At 60.3% G+C, this 20,395-nt stretch carries 14 protein-coding genes and 5 tRNA genes; 17 read left to right on the top strand and 2 right to left on the bottom strand.

Annotated features, from left to right (window positions below; translation table 11 throughout):
- Window positions 1–373 precede the first annotated feature (373 nt).
- The gene (gene recA, locus BR24_RS05660; RefSeq protein ID WP_496540519.1) at window positions 374–1,429 is read left to right on the top strand and encodes a recombinase RecA; all 1,056 of its coding nucleotides are present in this window, start codon (window positions 374–376) and stop codon (window positions 1,427–1,429) included.
- A gap of 91 nt (window positions 1,430–1,520) precedes the next feature.
- Entirely contained in the window at window positions 1,521–4,157 is a 2,637-nt protein-coding gene (alaS, locus tag BR24_RS05655; protein WP_496540518.1) for an alanine--tRNA ligase, read from the top strand.
- Between the two features lie 76 nt (window positions 4,158–4,233).
- Here the strand turns inward: alaS and BR24_RS05650 are convergent, their stop codons facing one another.
- Both BR24_RS05650 and BR24_RS05645 read right to left on the bottom strand, forming a co-directional pair.
- Entirely contained in the window at window positions 4,234–5,196 is a 963-nt protein-coding gene (locus BR24_RS05650) for a chemotaxis protein (RefSeq protein ID WP_496540517.1), read from the bottom strand.
- Window positions 5,197–5,282: 86 nt separating this feature from the next.
- Window positions 5,283–6,266 (bottom strand): tRNA dihydrouridine synthase, encoded by a 984-nt coding sequence (locus BR24_RS05645; protein WP_496540516.1) that lies wholly within the window; start codon window positions 6,264–6,266, stop codon window positions 5,283–5,285.
- Between the two features lie 326 nt (window positions 6,267–6,592).
- On the opposite strand from BR24_RS05645, the gene BR24_RS05640 reads away from it, so the two are divergent.
- The 15 genes from BR24_RS05640 (at window position 6,593) to rpoC (ending at window position 20,299) form a co-directional block, all read left to right on the top strand.
- Window positions 6,593–6,668: transfer RNA gene (locus tag BR24_RS05640), tRNA-Thr, on the top strand.
- 7 nt (window positions 6,669–6,675) lie between these two features.
- Window positions 6,676–6,761: transfer RNA gene (locus BR24_RS05635), tRNA-Tyr, on the top strand.
- A gap of 55 nt (window positions 6,762–6,816) precedes the next feature.
- Window positions 6,817–6,893: transfer RNA gene (locus tag BR24_RS05630), tRNA-Gly, on the top strand.
- A gap of 53 nt (window positions 6,894–6,946) precedes the next feature.
- Window positions 6,947–7,022: transfer RNA gene (locus BR24_RS05625), tRNA-Thr, on the top strand.
- Between the two features lie 53 nt (window positions 7,023–7,075).
- Window positions 7,076–8,269, top strand: coding sequence for an elongation factor Tu (gene tuf, locus BR24_RS05620; RefSeq protein ID WP_496540515.1), 1,194 nt, complete (start codon window positions 7,076–7,078; stop codon window positions 8,267–8,269).
- 3 nt (window positions 8,270–8,272) lie between these two features.
- Window positions 8,273–8,422 (top strand): 50S ribosomal protein L33, encoded by a 150-nt coding sequence (rpmG, locus tag BR24_RS05615; protein ID WP_054649501.1) that lies wholly within the window; start codon window positions 8,273–8,275, stop codon window positions 8,420–8,422.
- 13 nt (window positions 8,423–8,435) lie between these two features.
- Window positions 8,436–8,512: transfer RNA gene (locus BR24_RS05610), tRNA-Trp, on the top strand.
- Between the two features lie 27 nt (window positions 8,513–8,539).
- Window positions 8,540–8,797 carry a preprotein translocase subunit SecE gene (secE, locus tag BR24_RS05605; protein ID WP_496540514.1) on the top strand — a complete coding sequence of 86 codons (258 nt, stop codon included), beginning with the start codon at window positions 8,540–8,542 and terminating at the stop codon, window positions 8,795–8,797.
- A 23-nt stretch (window positions 8,798–8,820) separates the two neighbouring features.
- Window positions 8,821–9,381: a transcription termination/antitermination protein NusG gene (nusG, locus tag BR24_RS05600; protein WP_018124762.1), complete on the top strand. Its 561-nt coding sequence runs from the start codon at window positions 8,821–8,823 to the stop codon at window positions 9,379–9,381.
- Window positions 9,382–9,435: 54 nt separating this feature from the next.
- Complete coding sequence (gene rplK, locus BR24_RS05595; protein ID WP_018124761.1) at window positions 9,436–9,861, top strand: 50S ribosomal protein L11; 426 nt, start codon at window positions 9,436–9,438, stop codon at window positions 9,859–9,861.
- Between the two features lie 14 nt (window positions 9,862–9,875).
- Complete coding sequence (gene rplA, locus BR24_RS05590) at window positions 9,876–10,583, top strand: 50S ribosomal protein L1 (RefSeq protein ID WP_496540513.1); 708 nt, start codon at window positions 9,876–9,878, stop codon at window positions 10,581–10,583.
- A gap of 141 nt (window positions 10,584–10,724) precedes the next feature.
- Complete coding sequence (gene rplJ, locus BR24_RS05585) at window positions 10,725–11,246, top strand: 50S ribosomal protein L10 (protein WP_496540512.1); 522 nt, start codon at window positions 10,725–10,727, stop codon at window positions 11,244–11,246.
- 42 nt (window positions 11,247–11,288) lie between these two features.
- On the top strand, window positions 11,289–11,678 hold the full coding sequence (gene rplL / locus BR24_RS05580) for a 50S ribosomal protein L7/L12 (RefSeq protein WP_496540511.1): 390 nt from the start codon (window positions 11,289–11,291) through the stop codon (window positions 11,676–11,678).
- A gap of 290 nt (window positions 11,679–11,968) precedes the next feature.
- On the top strand, window positions 11,969–16,087 hold the full coding sequence (gene rpoB, locus BR24_RS05575) for a DNA-directed RNA polymerase subunit beta (RefSeq protein ID WP_496540510.1): 4,119 nt from the start codon (window positions 11,969–11,971) through the stop codon (window positions 16,085–16,087).
- A gap of 72 nt (window positions 16,088–16,159) precedes the next feature.
- Entirely contained in the window at window positions 16,160–20,299 is a 4,140-nt protein-coding gene (gene rpoC, locus BR24_RS05570) for a DNA-directed RNA polymerase subunit beta' (protein WP_496540509.1), read from the top strand.
- Window positions 20,300–20,395 lie beyond the last annotated feature (96 nt).

Here is a 20,395-nt window from a genome sequence, read left to right as displayed (position 1 = left end):
GCTCTCTTGATCGGTCACTCAGGTTCAGGCGATGTCTGTAGCGACAGACGTTTCACCCGGAGCTGTGGCCGCGTGATACCCTCCCGCCGGAAACGGCAGCACAGTCCATAGACGCAGTTTTTGCCTTGATTTTGCTACGCAGCATACAAGAAGGACGGCCAAGAGGTCGGAACTGCAACCCATGCGGAAAAGGCGGCCTCCGGCGGGCCCTTCTGTCGTACGCGGGAGCAGGCTGAAAAAGCGGAGACCGCCGGCAGTCAGGGTGGGCGCGTTCCGTGTCGTTGCGCGCTTTATGGCGATCTGGTATTGACCGATGGTTGCTCAACGCTTGACGCCGCAAACGGTTCGAATAGGACCGCATCAAGGAGATATCATGGCGAGGAAACCGACACTCAGTCCCGAGGAAATGCGCAAAGAGGCGCTCGGGACCGCTATTACCACGATTGAGCGCAAGTATGGCAAGGGTGCCATCATGCGTCTTGATGACGATGCCATCCCCGAGGTCCCCACGATTCCGACGGGGTCGATCGGTCTGGACATGGCTCTGGGTGTGGGCGGCGTTCCCAAGGGCCGCGTGATCGAGGTCTACGGTCCGGAATCTTCCGGTAAGACGACGTTGTCCTTGCACCTTGTTGCCGAGACCCAGAAGGGCGGCGGCACGGCGGCGTTCGTGGATGCCGAGCACGCTCTTGACATGAACTATGCGAAGCGTCTGGGTGTGAACACCGAGGACCTCCTCATTTCCCAGCCCGACTACGGCGAGCAGGCACTGGAGATTGCGGACCTGCTGGTTCGTTCCAACGCCGTGGACATAGTGGTCATCGACTCGGTGGCGGCGCTCATTCCCCAGTCCGAGCTTGAAGGGCAGATGGGTGAAACCCAGGTGGGCAGTCAGGCGCGCCTGATGTCGCACGCGCTTCGCAAGCTCACCGGCTCCATCCACAAATCCAAGTGCGCGGTGGTTTTCATCAACCAGATCCGTATGAAAATCGGCATGACGGGCTACGGCAGCCCCGAGACCACCACGGGCGGCAACGCGCTCAAGTTCTACTCCTCGGTGCGCATGGACATCCGGCGCATCCAGACGCTCAAGGACAAGGAAGAAGCCTACGGCATCCGGGCGCGGGTCCGGGTCATCAAGAACAAGGTGGCCCCGCCGTTCAGGGAGGCGCAGATGGACATCCTCTATGGCACGGGCATATCGCGCGAGGGCGAGCTGCTCGACATGGGGGTGGAGGCCAAGGTCGTGGACAAGTCCGGGGCATGGTACGCCTTCGGATCGGAGCGTCTCGGTCAGGGCAAGGAAAACGTGCGCCAGTACCTTCAGGAAAATCCGGATATCGCCCAGCGCATCGAGCAGAAGCTCAAGGAACACCTCGGCATTCTCCCGGTGACGGAAGAGGCCGAAGCGAGCGAAGGCGAGTCCTAGACGACATATACCGTGTGGAAAAGCGCCCCGGCATGGCTGTTGGGGCGTTTCGCCGTATCGGAGAGAACCTTATTCTTCGGAGTGACCGATAATGAAAGCCCAAGAAATCCGTGAACGTTTCCTCAAATATTTCGAGAGCAAGGGCCACGCCATCGTGGAATCCTCGCCGCTGATTCCCAAGGACGACCCGACGCTTCTGTTCACCAACGCGGGCATGGTGCAGTTCAAGCGCCTGTTCCTCGGACAGGAGAAGCGCGCCTATTCCCGCGCCACCACCTCGCAGAAGTGTCTGCGCGTGGGCGGCAAGCACAACGACCTTGAGAATGTTGGCCGCACCGCCCGGCACCACACCTTCTTCGAAATGCTCGGCAACTTCTCGTTCGGCGACTACTTCAAGGAAGACGCCATCAAGTTCTGCTGGGAGTTTCTGACCGAAGAGCTGGGGCTGCCCAAAGAGAAACTGTATATTACCATCTACAAGGATGACGACGAAGCGGGCGAAATGTGGAAGCGCCTGTGCGACGTTCCTTCCGAGCGCATCTATCGTCTGGGCGAGAAGGACAACTTCTGGTCCATGGGCGACACCGGCCCCTGCGGTCCCTGCTCGGAGGTGCATATCGATCAGGGCGAGCACATGTGCTGCGGTCCTGATTGCGGCATCGGCCAGTGCGACTGCGACCGGTATCTGGAAATCTGGAACCTCGTGTTCATGCAGTATGATCAGGCCGAGGACGGCACCCGCACGGATCTGCCGCGCCCGTCCATCGACACCGGCATGGGGCTGGAGCGCATCGCCGCGGTTTGTCAGGGCGTGTACTCCAACTACGACACCGACCTGTTCCTCTCGATCATCAATCACACCGCGGACATGGCGGGCGTGAAGTATGGCGACGACTGCGACAAGGACACCGCGCTGCGCGTCATTGCCGACCACTCCCGCGCTATAGCCTTCCTGATTCCGGATCAGGTCCTGCCGTCCAACGAAGGCCGGGGCTACGTGCTGCGCCGTCTGATACGTCGCGCGTACCGCTTCGGCCGTATGCTCGGCTTCGACGAGTCCTTCCTGTTCAAGACCGCTTCCAAGGTCTGCGACGACATGGGCGGGCACTACCCCGAGCTGAACGAGCACCGCGACTTCATGGTCAAGGTGGTCAGGGAGGAAGAGGAGCGTTTCGCCAAGACCCTCGACAAGGGACTGGAAATGCTTGAGACCGACCTTGACCGGCTCGTGGCGCAGAAGGCGTCCATCGTCCCCGGCGAAGTGGTCTTCCAGCTGTATGATACTTACGGATTTCCCATCGACATCGTGAACGACGTGGCCGAAAAGCGCGGCCTCGGCGTTGACGAAGCCGGCTTCAACAAGCTGATGGACGAGCAGAAGGAGCGTTCCAAGAAGGCCTGGAAAGGCTCCGGCGAGAAGGACGTGGCCTCCACGTTCCAGACGCTGCTCGAAGAGTCCCTGACCTGCGACTTTACCGGCTACGACGCTCTCGCGGCCGAATCCACCGTTGTGGCGCTGCTCGGCGAAGGCGGCGAACGCGTTGAGTCCCTCAAGGCCGGAGAGTCCGGCTGGATGGTCACGCAGCTGACCCCGTTCTACGGTGAATCCGGCGGACAGCTTGGCGATCAGGGACTCGTGGAGACTCCTTCAGGCAAGGCCGAAGTGGCGGACACCGTGAAGCCCGGGCCTGCGCTGACCGGCCACCGCCTGCTCGTGGACGAAGGCGAGATCAAGATCGGCGAGACCGCCGTGATGACCGTGAACCGCGAGCAGCGTCTGGCGTCCGCGCGCAACCACACGGCCACGCACCTGCTGCACGCCGCACTCAAGGCCGTGCTGGGCGATCACGCCAATCAGGCAGGCTCGCTGGTCGGCCCGGATCGCCTGCGGTTCGACTTCACGCATATCAAGGCGCTCACTCCCGAGGAGATCGCTGACATCGAGGAGCGCGTGAACCGCGCCATTCTCGAAGCCAACCCGGTGGTGCGGGAGGTCATGAGCATCGAGTCCGCTCGCGAGAAGGGCGCCACCGCTCTGTTCGGCGAGAAGTACGAAGCCGAGGTGAGCGTCGTGGAAGTGCCGGGCGTGTCCATGGAGCTTTGCGGCGGTACGCACCTTGAGAACACCGGGCAGATCGGTACCTTTGCCATCCTGTCCGAGAGCGGGGTGGCCGCCGGGATTCGTCGCATCGAGGCCGCCACCGGCGCCAATGCGCTCGAATACTTCAACGGCCGCCGCAAGGCCGCCGAGGAAGCCGCAAGAATGCTCAAGGCCAAGCCCGAGGACCTGCCCGAGAAACTCTCCGCGCTGCAGAAGCAGGTCAAGGATATGACCAAGGAGATGGAAAAACTTCAGGCCAAGCTGGCATCCGGCGCAGGCCGCGACCTCATGTCCGAAACCGAGGAGATCGGCGGCGTGAAGGTGCTCGCCGCGCGCATCGAGGCCCCCAACATGAAGGTCATCCTCGACCAGCTCGACGACCTGCGCTCGCGCATGGACTCCGGCATCATCGCCCTGACGGCCGAGCATGAGGGCGGCAAGGTGTCGCTGGCCATCGCGGTCACCAAGGACCTGCACGACCGCTTCAAGGCGGGCGAACTCATCAAGCCCGTGGCGGCGGAAGTCGGTGGCTCGGGCGGCGGCCGTCCGGACCTGGCCCGCGCGGGCGGTTCGAACCCCGCAGGCATCGACGCCGCGCTGGCCAAGCTCAGAGAACTGGTCGGCTAGGCATCCGCGAAAAGAGAAAACAAAACCCCCGCCCGGTTCGCCGGACGGGGGTTCTTTTATAATCGGTAACTGTGGATCAGCCTTCCTCGGCGCCTTCGATGAGCTTGGCGGCGCGCAGGGCGAGCTGGGTGATCTCGGGCTTGGATATCTGATCGTCCGCCCCCACGGATTCACCCTTGTGGCGAAGCCGCTCCGTGATGAGGGACGAGAAGAGAATGACCGGAAGCTCGCGCAGGGCCAGATCTTCCTTGATGTGCTTGGTCAGGCTGTGTCCGTCCATGACCGGCATTTCGATGTCGGAGATGACCACCTGCACGTAGTCCGTAATGGGACGGCCGTCGGCCTTTGCGGAGTCCTTGATCTCCTGAAGGCGGTCCCAGCACTCTTTGCCGTTGTTGGTCTTTTCCACTTTGTACCCGGCCTGCACGAGCAGGTCCCGGATCATCTCGCGGATGAGCGGGGAGTCGTCGGAGATAAGGGCGCGGTATCCGGTCTCCTCGTCGAAGCTGACGTTGTCGTCCAGCTTGAGGGAGAGGTCCGGGTTCAGCTCGGCCACGATGCGTTCCAGGTCGAGGATGAAGACCATGCGGTCCTGAAATTTGACCACGCCGGTGATGGAATCGCTGGAAAGAGCGGAAACATACTTGTTGGGGGCTTCCACATCCTCCCAGCTGATGCGGTGGATGCGGGTCACGCCGGAGACCATGAAGGCCGAAGTCACGTTGTTGAACTCCGTGACAATGACCTTGGGAGGCTCGTTTTCCACGCGCTTCTTCTTGAGCCATGAAGCCAGATCCAGAAGCGGGATGATGCGCGAGCGCAGGTTGAAGGCGCCGAGCACCGCGGGGTGTGAGACCTCTGGCATTTCGGTGACTTCGGGCATGCGGATGATTTCAAGCACCTTTGCCACGTTCACGCCGTAGAAGGCCTTGTATGACTCCCCGTCCTTTTCCTCGCGGGGCTCTTCCTCGAGGTAGAACTCGACGATTTCCAGTTCGTTGGTTCCGGCCTCAAGAAGAATGTCGGTGGTCTGGGGCATGGCGCTTCCTTGATTCGGGGTGGTTGCAGTCGCACGTCTGCAAATAGTTAAACGCAGTGACAGGTGTTCGTCAATACGAGGTTTTTTCAGCGCTCTGCGGGACGCATGTCCTTGATGGTCCGGACGACACGGTCGAGCTCTTCCCAATCCTCGCAGGCCACCAGCGCGTTGCGGAAGGCGCGGATGCCTTCGAGGCCTTTGGCATAACGGGGAATTATGGAGCGGATTTTCCGCAGGGAGCGTTCCGTTCCCTCGTGTTCACGGGTCAGCCGGATGTGTTCGCGCACGATCTCGGTGAGCTGTTCGCCGTCCATAGGCGTGACCGGACGTCCTGCGAAGGCATCGCGGAAGCGGTTGAATATCGCCGGGTCGAACATGGCGCCCCGGGCAAACATGATAGCATCTATGCCGGTCTGCTCCAAGCAGCGAACGCCGTCATGCGCGGTATACAGATCCCCGGAGCCGACCACGGGGATCGAGACGGCGTCCTTGAGTTCCTTGAGTCGGGTCCAGTCCGCGTTTCCGGAGAACATCTGCTTGCCGTATCTGGGATGCATGGTCACCCAGTCGACGCCGATGTCCTCAAGCCGCCGGGCGAGGTCCAGAAAGCGGTCGTCGCCGTTTTCGAAGCCAAGTCGAAACTTGACGCCGACGCGACCGCCTTCGGGGTGGGCCGAAGCCTTCTCGACCATGACCTTTGCGATGGATACGAGCAGGTCGAGATCGCGCATGAGGCCGCAGCCCGAACCGGATTTGAGGACCTTGCGCACCGGGCAGCCGGCGTTGAGATCGAAATTGCGGAACCCCTGGTCAACGAGCTGTTCCATGACCGGCCCGAACAGTTCCGGTTCCGAGCCGAAGAGCTGAAGAATCATCGGGCTGTCTTCTGGACACGTCTGCAGGAGGCGGACGGTGCCTGAACTTTTGAAGTGCAGGCCCTTGACGCTGACCATCTCGGAGTTGGTGACCGCGCATCCGTATTGCTGGCAGAGCAGCCGGAAGGGCAGGTCTGAGTACCCGGCGAGCGGGGCCAGCCACGGTTCGGAAGGGGTGATGCTGAATGCGTTCATGACGGAATGCTCATAAGCCGACCCGGCCGGGGTGTAAAGCGCGAGAACGCGAAAAAATTGCGTCTGGGCGCGCTGAACGACGGGGTCGTCATATATATAATGATATGATAGGGGGAGAGGAATCGGCGGACACGCCTGGGTCGAATAGTGGGATTACACGAAAAAATGGGGGTTTTTTCAAAAAAATGGTGGTGAAGGGTTGACAAGTTCGGAGTTCTCTAAGTAAAGAGCCACGTCCTCGGGCGAAACGGGGCACCCGCGCAAAGGGTTGTTGAAAATAATCCTTGCGTTCTACCAAATGAGCGGATATAGGTCATCGCTCGCGAGCTGGCGTAGCTCAATTGGTAGAGCAGCTGACTTGTAATCAGCAGGTTGCGGGTTCAAGTCCCATCGCCAGCTCCAGTACAGTGGTGGGGTTCCCGAGTGGCCAAAGGGAACAGACTGTAAATCTGTCGGCATTCGCCTTCGGAGGTTCGAATCCTCCCCCCACCACCACTTTTGAAAGCCACGCTGTAGGAGGCATGGATTTGCTGACGGACTACAGGAGTGAGCGGGAATAGCTCAATTGGCTAGAGCATCAGCCTTCCAAGCTGAGGGTTGCGAGTTCGAGTCTCGTTTCCCGCTCCACCCGCATATTGTCACCCCGTCCAATCCATCATCTCCCAAAGCGAAGCTGAAAGGCCCACATAGCTCAGGCGGTAGAGCGCGTCCTTGGTAAGGACGAGGTCGGCAGTTCAAGTCTGCCTGTGGGCTCCATACATTTTATAAACTGAGAGAAACCTAAACGAGACTTTCAGGGGGAAACTACCATGGGAAAGGCTAAATTCGAGCGGAGTAAGCCGCACGTAAACGTTGGCACCGTCGGCCACATCGACCACGGCAAGACCACTCTGACCGCTGCCGTGACCAAGCTGGCCGCCATGGCCGGACACGGCGAGTACGTGGCCTTCGACGAGATCGACAAGGCTCCGGAAGAAAAAGAGCGCGGCATCACCATCGCCACCGCTCACGTCGAGTACGAAACCGCTACCCGTCACTACGCTCACGTGGACTGCCCGGGTCACGCGGACTACGTTAAGAACATGATCACCGGTGCAGCGCAGATGGACGGCGCCATCCTCGTCGTCGCCGCCACCGACGGTCCCATGCCGCAGACTCGCGAGCACATCCTGCTCGGTCGTCAGGTCGGCGTGCCGGCCATGGTCGTGTTCCTGAACAAGTGCGACATGGTCGACGACGAAGAGCTGCTCGAACTCGTGGAACTCGAAGTTCGTGAACTGCTCTCCAAATACGACTTCCCCGGCGACGACTGCCCGGTCATTCAGGGCTCCGCTCTGAAGGCTCTGGAAGCCGACTCCGCCGACTCCGAAGACGCCAAGCCGATCTACGAACTGCTTGACGCTCTGGACAGCTACATCCCCGAGCCCGAGCGCGACGTCGACAAGCCGTTCCTGATGCCCATTGAAGACGTGTTCTCCATCTCTGGTCGCGGCACCGTCGTCACCGGTCGTGTTGAGCGCGGTGTCATCAATGTTGGCGAGGAAATCGCGATCATCGGCATCAAGGACACCCAGAAGACCACCTGCACCGGCGTGGAAATGTTCCGCAAGATCCTCGACCAGGGTCAGGCTGGTGACAACGTTGGTCTGCTGCTTCGCGGCATCAAGCGTGACGAAGTCGAGCGCGGTCAGGTTGCTGCCCGTCCCGGCTCCATCACTCCGCACACCAAGTTCAAGGCCGAAGTGTTCGTCATGTCCAAGGACGAAGGCGGACGTCACACTCCGTTCTTCTCCGGCTACCGTCCGCAGTTCTACTTCCGTACGACCGACGTCACCGGCGTTGTCGCTCTGGAAGACGGAGTCGAGATGGTCATGCCCGGCGACAACGCGACCTTCACCGTCGAACTGATCGCCCCCATCGCCATGGAGCAGGGCCTGCGTTTCGCCATCCGCGAAGGCGGCCGTACCGTCGGCGCGGGTGTCGTGACCGAAATCCTGGAGTAAGGCATGCGCGTCAACATTCAGTTGCAGTGCACCGAGTGCAAGCGTAAGAACTACGCTACTCGGAAGAACAAGAAGAACACTACTGGACGTATCGAACTGAAGAAGTACTGCCCTTGGGACAGGAAACACACGGTTCACAAAGAGTCCAAGTAGTCTTCGATAGAGCAGGGGTGTAACTCGAACGGCTAGAGTGCCGGTCTCCAAAACCGGAGGTTGGGGGTTCGAATCCCTCCACCCCTGCCACTCAATTTTACTGGGATAGATATCGTTATGGCCAAGAAAAAGGGCAAAAATTCCGCCGCGCAGCAGGCCGAAAAGCCGGCTGGCGGCGGCCTTGTGGAGAAGGGCAGGGAACTGCGGAACTTCTTCGAGGAATCCAAGGTCGAGATAAAGAAGGTGGTCTGGCCCTCCCGCAAGGAGACAACCACTACCTGTATCGCCGTCCTCGTCGTTACCCTGGTCATAGCGTTGTACCTGGGCATCGTTGACTTCGGCCTCAACAAGCTGGTCGAAGCAATCCTGTCCTAAAGTCCCACAGGAAGACTGAAGTCATGAGCACAGAAGACAGGACAGAATCCACAGGTAACGGGCGGTGGTATATCGTTCACACCTATTCCGGATTCGAACAGCGCGTCGAGCAGACCATCCGCGAAATGATGCGGACCGGGCAGGACAAGGGCCTCATCGAGGAGGTCGTCATGCCCACCGAAAAGGTCGTGGAGATGGTCAAGGGCGAGAAGCGCACGTCCACCCGGAAGTTTTATCCCGGGTACGTCATGATCAAGATGGTCCTGACGGATGACTCCTGGCATCTGATCCAGTCTATTCCCCGGGTGACCGGGTTTGTGGGCGGCAAGAACCGACCCACTCCGATGCGGGACAGCGAGGCCAAGAACATTCTTTCCATGATGGAATCCCGTCAGGAGAAGCCTCGTCCCAAGTACAACTTTGAGCGCGGCGACGACGTGCGCGTCATCGACGGCCCCTTCAGCGGCTTCAACGGCGTGGTCGAGGAAGTCAACTACGACAAGGGCAAACTCCGCGTCTCCGTGTCCATATTCGGTCGTCAGACTCCCGTTGAGCTGGACTTCGTCCAGGTCGACAAGGGATAACGACCGTTCCAATCGCTACCACCATAGCGAATTTATTCATTAAGGAACGATACGATGGCCAAGAAAGAAATCGGAAAGATCAAGCTGCAGATTCCCGCCGGCTCGGCGAACCCGTCGCCTCCGGTTGGTCCGGCTCTGGGCCAGCACGGCGTGAACATAATGGAATTCTGCAAGGCATTCAATGCCAAGACGCAGGATCAGAAGGGCATGATCATCCCGGTGATCATCACCGTCTTTGCGGACCGCTCCTTCACCTTCATCACCAAGACTCCCCCGGCGGCGGTTCTGCTGCGCAAGGCTGCCAAGATCGAAAAGGGATCCGGTGAGCCCAACAAGAAAAAGGTCGGCAAGGTCACCAAGGCTCAGATTCGCGAAATCGCCGAGCTGAAAATGCCCGATCTGAACGCCCGCGATGTCGAGGCCGCCATGATCACCATCGAAGGCACCGCCCGCAGCATGGGCCTCGAAGTCAAGGGTTAGTGAGGATACAAGCAATGCCCAAGCACGGAAAGAATTACCGCAACGCTGTGGAAGGCACCGACACCGCCGCGAAGCACGACGTCGAAGCAGGTCTCAAGCTCGCTCTCGACAAGGCTTTCGCCAAGTTCGACGAGACGGTGGACGTCGCCATCAACCTTGGTGTTGATCCGAAGTATTCCGATCAGATGGTCCGTGGCGCAGTCAGCCTGCCTCACGGCCTCGGCAAGGACGTCCGCGTCGCCGCCTTCTGTAAGGGCGACAAGGAAGCCGAAGCCAAGGAAGCCGGAGCCGACATCGTCGGTGCCGAAGACCTGGTCGAGAAGATTCAGGGCGGATGGCTCGAGTTCGACAAGGCCGTCGCCACTCCGGACATGATGGCTCTGGTCGGTCGCATCGGTAAGGTCCTTGGCCCCCGCGGCATGATGCCCAACGCCAAGACCGGAACCGTCACTTTCGAAATCGGCAACGCCATCTCCGAACTCAAGGCCGGTAAGGTCGAGTTCAAGGTGGACAAGGCGGGCGTCCTGCACGCACCCATCGGCAAGGTCTCCTTCGGCGCTGAAAAGCTCCAGGACAACCTTCGCACGCTGCTCGACACCGTCAACCGCATGAAGCCGTCCTCCGCCAAGGGCACCTACATGAAGGCCGTGGCCATCGCCACGACCATGGGTCCCGGCGTCAAGGTCGACCCCCTGTCGGTTCGCCGTTTCATCGGCGCGTAAATAGTGGACCTCCCGGCCGGATTTTCGGTCGGGAATGAATACAGCACGGGAAGTTGTGTCAGAGAAAGCAGGTGGGGCGACCCTTAAATTCCTGCCGAGACAAACTGACTCGCTTTCCGGGCCGAACGACTAGGAGTTGGGATGAATAGGCAAGAGAAAGCTCAGATCATCGAGAGCCTCAACGAGAGGGCCTCGAAGGCGAGTATTGCCGTCGTCTCCGATTTCAAGGGCATGAGCGTCGAAGAGACCAACATCCTTCGCGACAAGCTCAATGAAGTCGGCGTAGACTACCAGGTCGTCAAGAATACCCTGGCCCGGTTGGCTCTGGAAGGTACCGATCACGAACACCTCTCGGAGCAGTTCAAGGAAAACTGCGCAGTTGCGCTGGGCTACGATGATCCCGTAGCAGCAGCCAAGGCGCTTGCGGATTTCGCCAAAACCTCGAAGAAATTCGAGCTGAAGTTCGCATCCCTTGAGGGCAAGTATCTTGACGAAGCGGCGGTGAAAGAGCTCGCCAAGATGCCCAGCAGGCCGGAGCTCCTCAGCTCCATGCTCGGCACCATGCAGGCTGTCCCGAGAAACTTCGTGTGCCTGTTTGCCAATGTGCAGCGCAAGCTCCTCTGGGCCCTTACTGCTATTAAGGACCAGCAGGAAACCGCGTAACCGGAACCAAAAAAAGCGAATCGATTTCCCAGGAGGAAAACAATGGCTGACATCACCAAAGAGCAGGTTGTCGAGTTCATCGGCAACATGACCGTTCTGGAACTTTCCGAGTTCATCAGCGAGCTGGAAGAGAAGTTCGGCGTTGAAGCCGCCGCCCCCGCAGCCGCCGTCATGGCCGCTCCGGCCGCCGGTGCCGCAGAAGGCGCTGAAGAAGAAGAACAGACCGAATTCGACGTGGTCCTGAAGAGCCCCGGCGGCAACAAGATCGCCGTCATCAAGGCTGTTCGCGCCATCACCGGTCTGGGCCTCAAGGAAGCCAAGGCCATCGTCGACGAAGCTCCGAAGCCGCTCAAGGAAGGCGCTTCCAAGGACGAAGCCGAAGAAGCCAAAAAGCAGCTTGAAGAAGCTGGCGCTGAAGTTGAAGTCAAGTAAGCTCAGCGATTTCAATATACAGAACAAAGAGCGCAAGCCCTTTGTAAGGGTCTTGCGCTCTTTGTCCTGTCTGTGTATATACTGTCAGAATTCGCTTTGACTTTTGGTTATGAAGAGACCGGTCACCGGGTGACCGGGGTCTTCGTTTTTCGTGCACAGTGTGCGCGAGGACTGCACTGCCACCCGATTTCCATAAGTCGTTTCGGCGTCCTAGGCTGAAACCGGCCGTTGAGGGCCAGCGTCCAAGCCGAGCATCCATCCCAACAGCAAACGTACGGCATGAGGGTACAATGGGTCAGCTCAGAAAGTATTTCGGTAAGATCGAAAATACCTTGCCTTTTCCCCACCTGCTTGAATTGCAGGTGGATTCCTACAAACGATTCCTTCAAGACGAAGTTCCTCCGGCCAGCCGGGGCGACCTCGGTCTCGAAGGTGTTTTTCGTTCGGTTTTTCCCATCGAGGATTTCAACCGTACGGCGAGTCTCGAGTTCGTCAGTTATGAAATTGGCGAACCCAAGTACGACGTCGACGAGTGCATCTCGAAGGGCCTCACCTACGAAACCCCGCTGCGGATCAAGGTCCGTCTTGTGGTTTTCGACGTGGACGAGGAAACCGAGAATCGCACCATTCGCGACATCAAGGAACAGGACATCTACTTCGGCACCCTGCCGCTGATGACCGAGAAGGGAACGTTTGTCATAAACGGTACCGAGCGCGTCATCGTCAACCAGCTGCAGCGCAGCCCCGGCATCATCTTCGAGCATGATTCCGGCAAGTCGCACTCCAGCCGCAAGATTCTGTATTCCGCCCGCGTCATCCCCATGAGGGGATCGTGGCTCGACTTCGACTTCGACCACAAGGACATCCTGCACGTGCGCATCGACCGTCGTCGCAAGATGCCCTGCACGGTGCTGCTCAAGGCCATGGGCATGACCAGCGCCGACATTCTCAACTTCTTCTACGATGTCGAAGAATACAGCATCGCCAACGGCAAGGTCGAACGCAAGGTCGTCGAAAACCAGTTCCGCAAGGAACCGGCATACACCGACCTCGAAGCAGGCGACAAGGTGGTCACCAAGAAGGGCGCCCTCATCACGAAGGGTGCCTGGCGCAAGCTCATCCGTGCCGGCGTCGAGTGGATCGAAGTCGATCCCGACGCGCCCATCGGCATGTTCGCCGCTCGCGACATCGTTGACAGCAACGGTGAAGTGCTGGTGCAGGCCGCCGAGGAAATCAGCGCCGAATCCCTGACCAAGCTGATCGAAGCAGGCGTTACGGATCTGCCCGTTCTGCACACCAAGGGTTCCGGTGTCTCCTCGTCCCTGCGCGACAGCCTCATGCTGGACAAGACTACGGACACCGAGAGTGCCCAGATCGAGATATACCGCCGTCTGCGGCCCAGCTCGCCGCCGACGCCCGAAGTCGCTTCCAGCTTCTTCGAGAACCTCTTCCGCAGCTCCGACTACTACGACCTCTCCACCGTCGGACGCTACAAGCTCAATTCGCGCCTCGGCGTGGATGAGGACAAGGATCTGCGGACCCTGAGCAACAACGACATCCTCCAGGCCATCAGAGAGCTCATCCGTCTCAAGGACGAGCACGGCCCGGCCGACGACATCGACCACCTCGGCAACCGCCGCGTGCGTCCCGTCGGCGAACTGGTGGAAAATCAGTATCGCATCGGCCTTGTCCGCATGGAGCGCGCCATCAAGGAGCGCATGAGCCTGCAGGAAGTCGCCACGCTCATGCCCCACGACCTCATCAACCCCAAGCCTGTGGCCGCGGTGCTCAAGGAGTTCTTCGGAACCTCCCAGCTCTCGCAGTTCATGGACCAGACCAACCCGCTTTCCGAGGTCACTCACAAGCGCCGCCTGTCCGCACTGGGCCCCGGCGGCCTGACCCGTGAACGCGCAGGGTTCGAGGTTCGCGACGTGCATACGTCGCACTACGGACGCATCTGCCCGATTGAAACGCCGGAAGGCCCGAACATCGGTCTGATCGTCTCCCTGACCTGCTATGCAAAGGTCAACGACTATGGATTCATCGAAACTCCGTACCGCGTGGTCCAGGACCACCAGGTCACGGACGATGTCATATATATGGACGCATCCCGCGAAGCGGGCGAGGTGGTGGCGCAGGCCAACTCCATCATCGCCGACGACCGTACCTTCGCGAACCCCCGCGTCCAGACCCGCATCACCGGCGACGTCCAGATGTCGCTTCGTGAAGACGTGACTCTCATGGACATCAGCCCGTCCCAGATCGTTTCGATCTCCGCCGCGCTGATTCCCTTCCTTGAGCACGACGACGCGAACCGCGCACTCATGGGTTCCAACATGCAGCGTCAGGCGGTGCCTCTGCTACGTGCCGAGGAGCCGCTGGTCGGCACCGGCATGGAGGGCATCGTCGCCCGCGACTCCGGAGCCTGCATCCTTGCCGAGGAAGACGGCCTCGTTCACTACGTGGACGCCGAGCGCCTGATCCTCAACTACGGCAACGGGTTCTCTCCGGCCACGGGCGGCACCAAGCACTACGAGCTGCAGAAGTGGCACAAGTCCAACCAGAACTCCTGCTTCGGCCAGCGCTCCCGCGTTCAGGTGGGGCAGAAGGTCAAGAAGGGCGACGTGCTGGCCGACGGCCCGTCCATCGAGGACGGGGAACTTGCCATCGGCAAGAACCTGCTCGTGGCGTTCATGCCCTGGTGCGGTTACAACTTCGAGGACTCCATCCTTATCTCCGAGCGCATGGTCAAGGAAGACGTCTACACCTCGATCCACATCGAGGAGTTTGAAGTCGTCGCCCGCGACACCAAGCTCGGACCCGAAGAAATCACCCGCGACATCTCGAACGTTTCCGAAGAGATGCTGCGGAACCTCGACGATTGCGGCATCATCCGCATCGGCGCGCGCGTCAAGGCCGACGATATCATGGTCGGCAAGATCACGCCCAAGGGCGAGACGCAGCTCACCCCCGAGGAAAAGCTGCTGCGCGCGATATTCGGCGACAAGGCCCGGGACGTGAAAAACACGTCCCTCAAGGTCCCGCCGGGAATCGACGGCACCGTCGTCGACGTCAAGGTCTTCAACCGCCGCTCCGGCGAGAAGGACGAGCGCACCAAGTCCATCGAGGAATGGGAGCTGTCCAAGTTCGACGCCAAGGAAAGCAAGCACATTGCCGCGCTTTCCGACGAGACGCGCGAGAAGATCTGGCAGGCCGCCGAAGGCACCACCTTCTCCAGAGAAGTCAGCGGTGCCCGAAAGGCCGTGCTCGGTAAGCCCGGCGAGCCCGTGACCCGCGAAGCCGTTTACGGCGTCCCGGTCAAAAAGCTCATCGGCGTGTTCGACTCCGAGGTCAATGATCAGGTCAAGCAGCTGGTTGCCGATTACGAAAACCAGGTGCGCGCCATCAAGAACATCTATGACGTCAAGCGCGAGAAAGTCACCGAAGGGGACGATCTGCCTCCGGGCGTCATCAAGATGGTCAAGGTCTACGTCGCCGTTAAGCGCAAGCTCAACGTGGGTGACAAGATGGCGGGCCGCCACGGTAACAAGGGTGTCGTCTCCAGCATTCTGCCGGAAGAGGACATGCCTTTCTTCGCCGACGGCACGCCGATGGACATCGTGCTCAACCCGCTGGGCGTTCCCTCCCGAATGAACATCGGGCAGATCATGGAAACCCATCTGGGCTGGGCCGGATACGAACTCGGCCGTCAGATCAACCGTTATCTGGACGAGCACGACCAGCTCTCCGAAGTGCGCAACGAGGTCAAGGACATCTTCAAGTCCGATGAAATCTCCTCCCTCGTGGACGAGATGGACGACGAGGAATTCGTCAAGGCCGTCCGCCGCGTCCGCCGCGGCATCGTGGCCAAGACCCCGGTCTTCGACGGCGCGCTGGAAGAGGAAATCTGGGACTGGCTGGACCGCGCCCGCGTGCCTCGCGACGGCAAGATGGTCCTGTACGACGGACGTACCGGCGAGCCGTTCCACAACAGGGTGACCGTGGGCATCATGTACATGCTCAAGCTGCATCACCTTGTTGACGAAAAGATACACGCCCGTTCCACCGGCCCGTACTCGCTGGTTACCCAGCAGCCTCTGGGCGGTAAGGCCCAGTTCGGCGGACAGCGGCTCGGTGAAATGGAAGTATGGGCTCTCGAAGCCTACGGCGCGGCCTATCTCCTGCAGGAGTTCCTCACCGTCAAGTCCGACGATGTGCAGGGCCGCGTGAAGATGTACGAGAAGATCGTCAAGGGTGACAACTTCCTCGAAGCGGGACTCCCCGAGTCCTTCAACGTTCTGGTCAAGGAACTCATGTCCCTCGGCCTCGACGTTACCCTGAAGCACGAGGAAAAACCCGTGAAGCAGGCCGACCGCAGGATTCCTTACGAGGAAACCCGCAACGGCTAAGCACAATATATATACCCGGCCCCCTCAGCGGGGGCCGGGTCAAGATAACTTTTAGATCAAGAGGGTTATCAGATGACGTTGGACGACCTGTTCACCCTGCGCGGAGCCCCTAACGCCACCATGGACGGCAAGGGACTCAAGGCGATCCAGATATCAATAGCCGCCCCTGAGAGCATCAGGGAGTGGTCCTTCGGCGAAGTCAAGAAGCCGGAGACCATCAACTACCGCACCTTCAAGCCGGAGCGCGACGGCCTCTTCTGCGCCAAGATCTTCGGCCCCGTGAAGGACTACGAGTGTAACTGCGGCAAATACAAACGCATGAAGCACCGCGGCATCGTGTGCGAAAAATGCGGTGTCGAGGTCATTGCCTCCAAGGTGAGGCGCGAGCGCATGGGCCACGTCGAGCTTGCCGCTCCCGTGGCGCACATCTGGTTTCTGAAGACCCTGCCTTCCAAGATCGGTACCCTGCTGGATATCACCATGGCCGATCTGGAGAAGGTTCTGTACTTCGATTCCTATCTCGTGCTCGATCCCGGCGAGACCCCGCTCAAGAAGCTGCAGGTCATCTCCGAGGATCAGTTCCTTCAGGTCATCGACCACTTCGGCGAAGACGCCATCGAAGTGGGCATGGGCGCCGAGACCATCAAGGGTCTTCTGGAGCAGCTCGACCTGGAGACCCTGCGCGTGGAGCTCCGCGAGGAATCCCGCAGCACCCGTTCGCAGACCAAGAAGAAGAAACTTACCAAGCGGCTCAAGATCGTCGAGGCTTTCCTCGAGTCCGGCAACAAGCCCGAGTGGATGATCATGGAAGTCATTCCGGTCATTCCGCCCGAGCTGCGCCCGCTCGTCCCTCTGGACGGCGGCCGCTTCGCCACCTCGGACCTCAACGACCTGTACCGCAGGGTCATCAACCGGAACAACCGCCTGCGCAGGCTGCTGGAACTCGGCGCGCCCGAGATCATCATCCGCAACGAAAAGCGCATGCTTCAGGAGTCCGTTGACGCCCTGTTCGACAACGGCCGCCGTGGTCGGGCCATCACCGGCACCAACGGCCGTCCGCTCAAGTCGCTTTCTGACATGATCAAGGGCAAGCAGGGCCGCTTCCGCCAGAACCTGCTCGGCAAGCGCGTCGACTACTCCGGCCGTTCGGTCATCGTGGTCGGCCCCAAGCTGAAGCTGCACCAGTGCGGTCTGCCCAAGAAGATGGCGTTGGAGCTGTTCAAGCCGTTCATCTATTCCGAGCTTGAAAAACGCGAAATCGCCACCACCATCAAGAGCGCAAAGAAGATGGTCGAGCGTGAAGACCTCGTGGTCTGGGACATCCTGGAAGACGTGGTCCGGGAATACCCCATCATGCTCAACCGCGCCCCGACGCTGCACCGCCTCGGCATTCAGGCTTTCGAGCCGCTGCTTGTCGAAGGCAAGGCCATCCAGCTTCACCCGCTCGTCTGTTCCGCATACAACGCGGACTTCGACGGTGACCAGATGGCCGTGCACGTGCCTCTCTCCGTGGAGGCGCAGATCGAGTGCCGCGTGCTGATGATGAGCTCCAACAACATCATGAGCCCCTCCAACGGCTCGCCGGTCATCAACCCCTCGCAGGACATCGTGCTCGGTCTGTACTACCTGACCAGCCCCCGTTCCTTCGAGCCGGGCGAAGGGATGATCTTCTCCGATCCGGACGAAGTCATCCGCGCCAACGACGCCGGCGTCATCAGCCTGCACTCGCGCATCAAGGTGCGCATTGACGGGAAGCTGGAGGAGACCACCTGCGGTCGCATCCTCGTGCACGCGATCATCCCGGGCAAGCTGCCCTTCGATCTGGTCAACTGCACGCTGAACAAGAAGAACATCGGCCGTCTGGTCGGCGGCGCCTACCGTCTGGCGGGCACCAAGGCCTCGGTCATTCTCTGCGACAAGCTCAAGGACCTCGGTTACGAGTACGCCACCCGCGCGGGCGTGACCATCGCGGTGCAGGACCTGAAGATTCCGGACAACAAGCCGGAGCTCATCGGCACTGCCACCGCCGAGGTTGAGACCATCGAAAATCAGTTCCGGGACGGCATCATCACCCGTACCGAGAAATACAACAAGGTCGTCGACGTCTGGACCAAGACCACCAACGACGTCTCCAACGAAATGATGCAGGAGATGTCCATCGACGTGATCTCGGACCCGAAGACCGGCAAGACCGAAGAGAACCCGAGCTTCAACCCCATCTACATGATGGCGACCTCGGGCGCTCGAGGCAACCAGGACCAGATGCGCCAGCTCGCGGGCATGCGCGGTCTCATGGCAAAGCCCTCCGGCGAGATCATCGAGACTCCGATTACCGCTTCGTTCCGCGAAGGCCTGTCCATTCTGCAGTACTTCATCTCGACTCACGGCGCTCGTAAGGGTCTCGCGGATACCGCGCTCAAGACCGCGAACTCCGGTTACCTGACCCGTCGCCTCGTGGACGTGGTGCAGGACGTGACCATCGCGGAAAAGGACTGCGGCACCGTGGACGGACTCGAACTCACCCACTACATCAAGGGCGGTGAGATCAAGCAGCGGCTGGCGGAGCGCGTGCTCGGCCGCGTCACCATGTTCGACGTGTACGACGAAGGCACCGGCGAGCTGGTCATTCCGGCCAATACGCTCATCGACGAAGCCTACGCCGACAAATTGGACAACGCGGGCATCAACTCCATTCTGATCCGCTCCGCGCTGACCTGTCGCAGCAAGCGTGGCGTCTGCGCCTACTGCTACGGACGCGACCTCGCCCGGGGCCATCTGGTCAACGTCGGCGAGACCGTCGGCATCATCGCCGCACAGTCCATCGGCGAGCCCGGCACCCAGCTGACCATGCGTACCTTCCACATCGGCGGTACCGCGTCCAAGGAGATCGAGCAGTCCACCATCGAAGCCCAGCATCAGGGCCGGGTGACCTTCTCCCGCATGCGCACCGTCAGCAACTCCGAGGGCCAGGTCATGGTGCTCGGCAAGAGCTGCCAGGTCGGCATCGTGGACGAGCAGGGCCGCGAGCGTGAAAAGTACGTGCTGCCTTCCGGCGCGCGTCTCATGGTCGAGGAAGGGCAGGAAGTCAAGAAGGGCACCCTCATGGCCGAGTGGGAACCGTTCATCGAACCGTTCATCACCGACGTGGCGGGTTACATCCGCTTCCACGACATCATCGAAGGAAAGACCGTGCAGGAGGACCGCACTTCAAGATCCTCCTACACCGTCATGGAATACCGCACCACCAGCTATCGTCCCGCACTGTCCATCGTGGACAAGGACGGCAAGGTGCTCACTCGTCCCGGCTCCGCGACCCCGGCGCATTTCTCCATGCCCGTTGGCGCGATCCTCATGGCCAAGGACGGGGACGAGGTCCGCGCGGGCGACGTCATTGCACGTAAGCCGCGTGAGTCCTCCAAGACCAAGGACATCGTCGGTGGTCTGCCGCGCGTCGCAGAGCTCTTCGAAGTCCGCAAGCCCAAGGACATGGGCGTCGTCTCCGAAATTGACGGCGTGGTGACCTTCGGCCCGGACACCAAGGGCAAGCGCAAGCTCATCGTCACCCCCGAAACCGGCGAGCCCCGCGAATACCTCATTCCGAAGGGCAAGCACATCACGGTGACGGACGGCGACTTTGTCGAGTCGGGCGACCTCATGACGGAAGGCAGCCCGGAGCTGCACGACATCCTGAAGATCAAGGGCGAAAAGCATCTCGCCCGCTACCTCGTGGAGGAAATTCAGGACGTGTACCGCTTCCAGGGCGTCAACATCAACGACAAGCACATCGAGATCATCGTTCGCCAGATGCTGAAGAAGGTGAGCATCGTCGATCCCGGCGACACCAGCTTCCTCATGGGCGAGCAGGTGGACAAGCAGCGCTTCCAGGAAGAGAACCAGAAAATCCTCGCCGAAGAGGGTGCTCCCGCTGTGGCGCAGAATCTGGTGCTCGGAATAACGCAGGCCTCCCTGTCCACCGACTCCTTCATCTCCGCGGCCTCCTTCCAGGAGACCACCAAGGTGCTGACCGAAGCCGCGCTGCGCGGCAAGTCCGACTACCTGCGCGGCCTGAAGGAAAACGTGATCGTCGGCCGTCTGGTTCCGGCTGGTACCGGCTACCGCCGCTACGCCAACACCGACATCGTTGTGCCCGAACAGCCCGAACGTTCCGACAAGTTCCTCGAAGAACTGGAGGAAAACCCGCTGCTCGTCTAGATCGAGCAGGGCCCGGGCCCATCATAATCCACCCGGCCGGAGGAGCCCGACTCCTCCGGCCTTTTTTATGGAAGGCGGCTGTCAAGGAGAAAATCC

It is taken from the genome of Pseudodesulfovibrio halophilus DSM 5663 (assembly GCF_059568665.1).
The sequence above is the reverse complement of the archived record's forward strand: the minus strand, read 5'-3'. Positions and strand labels throughout refer to the sequence as shown.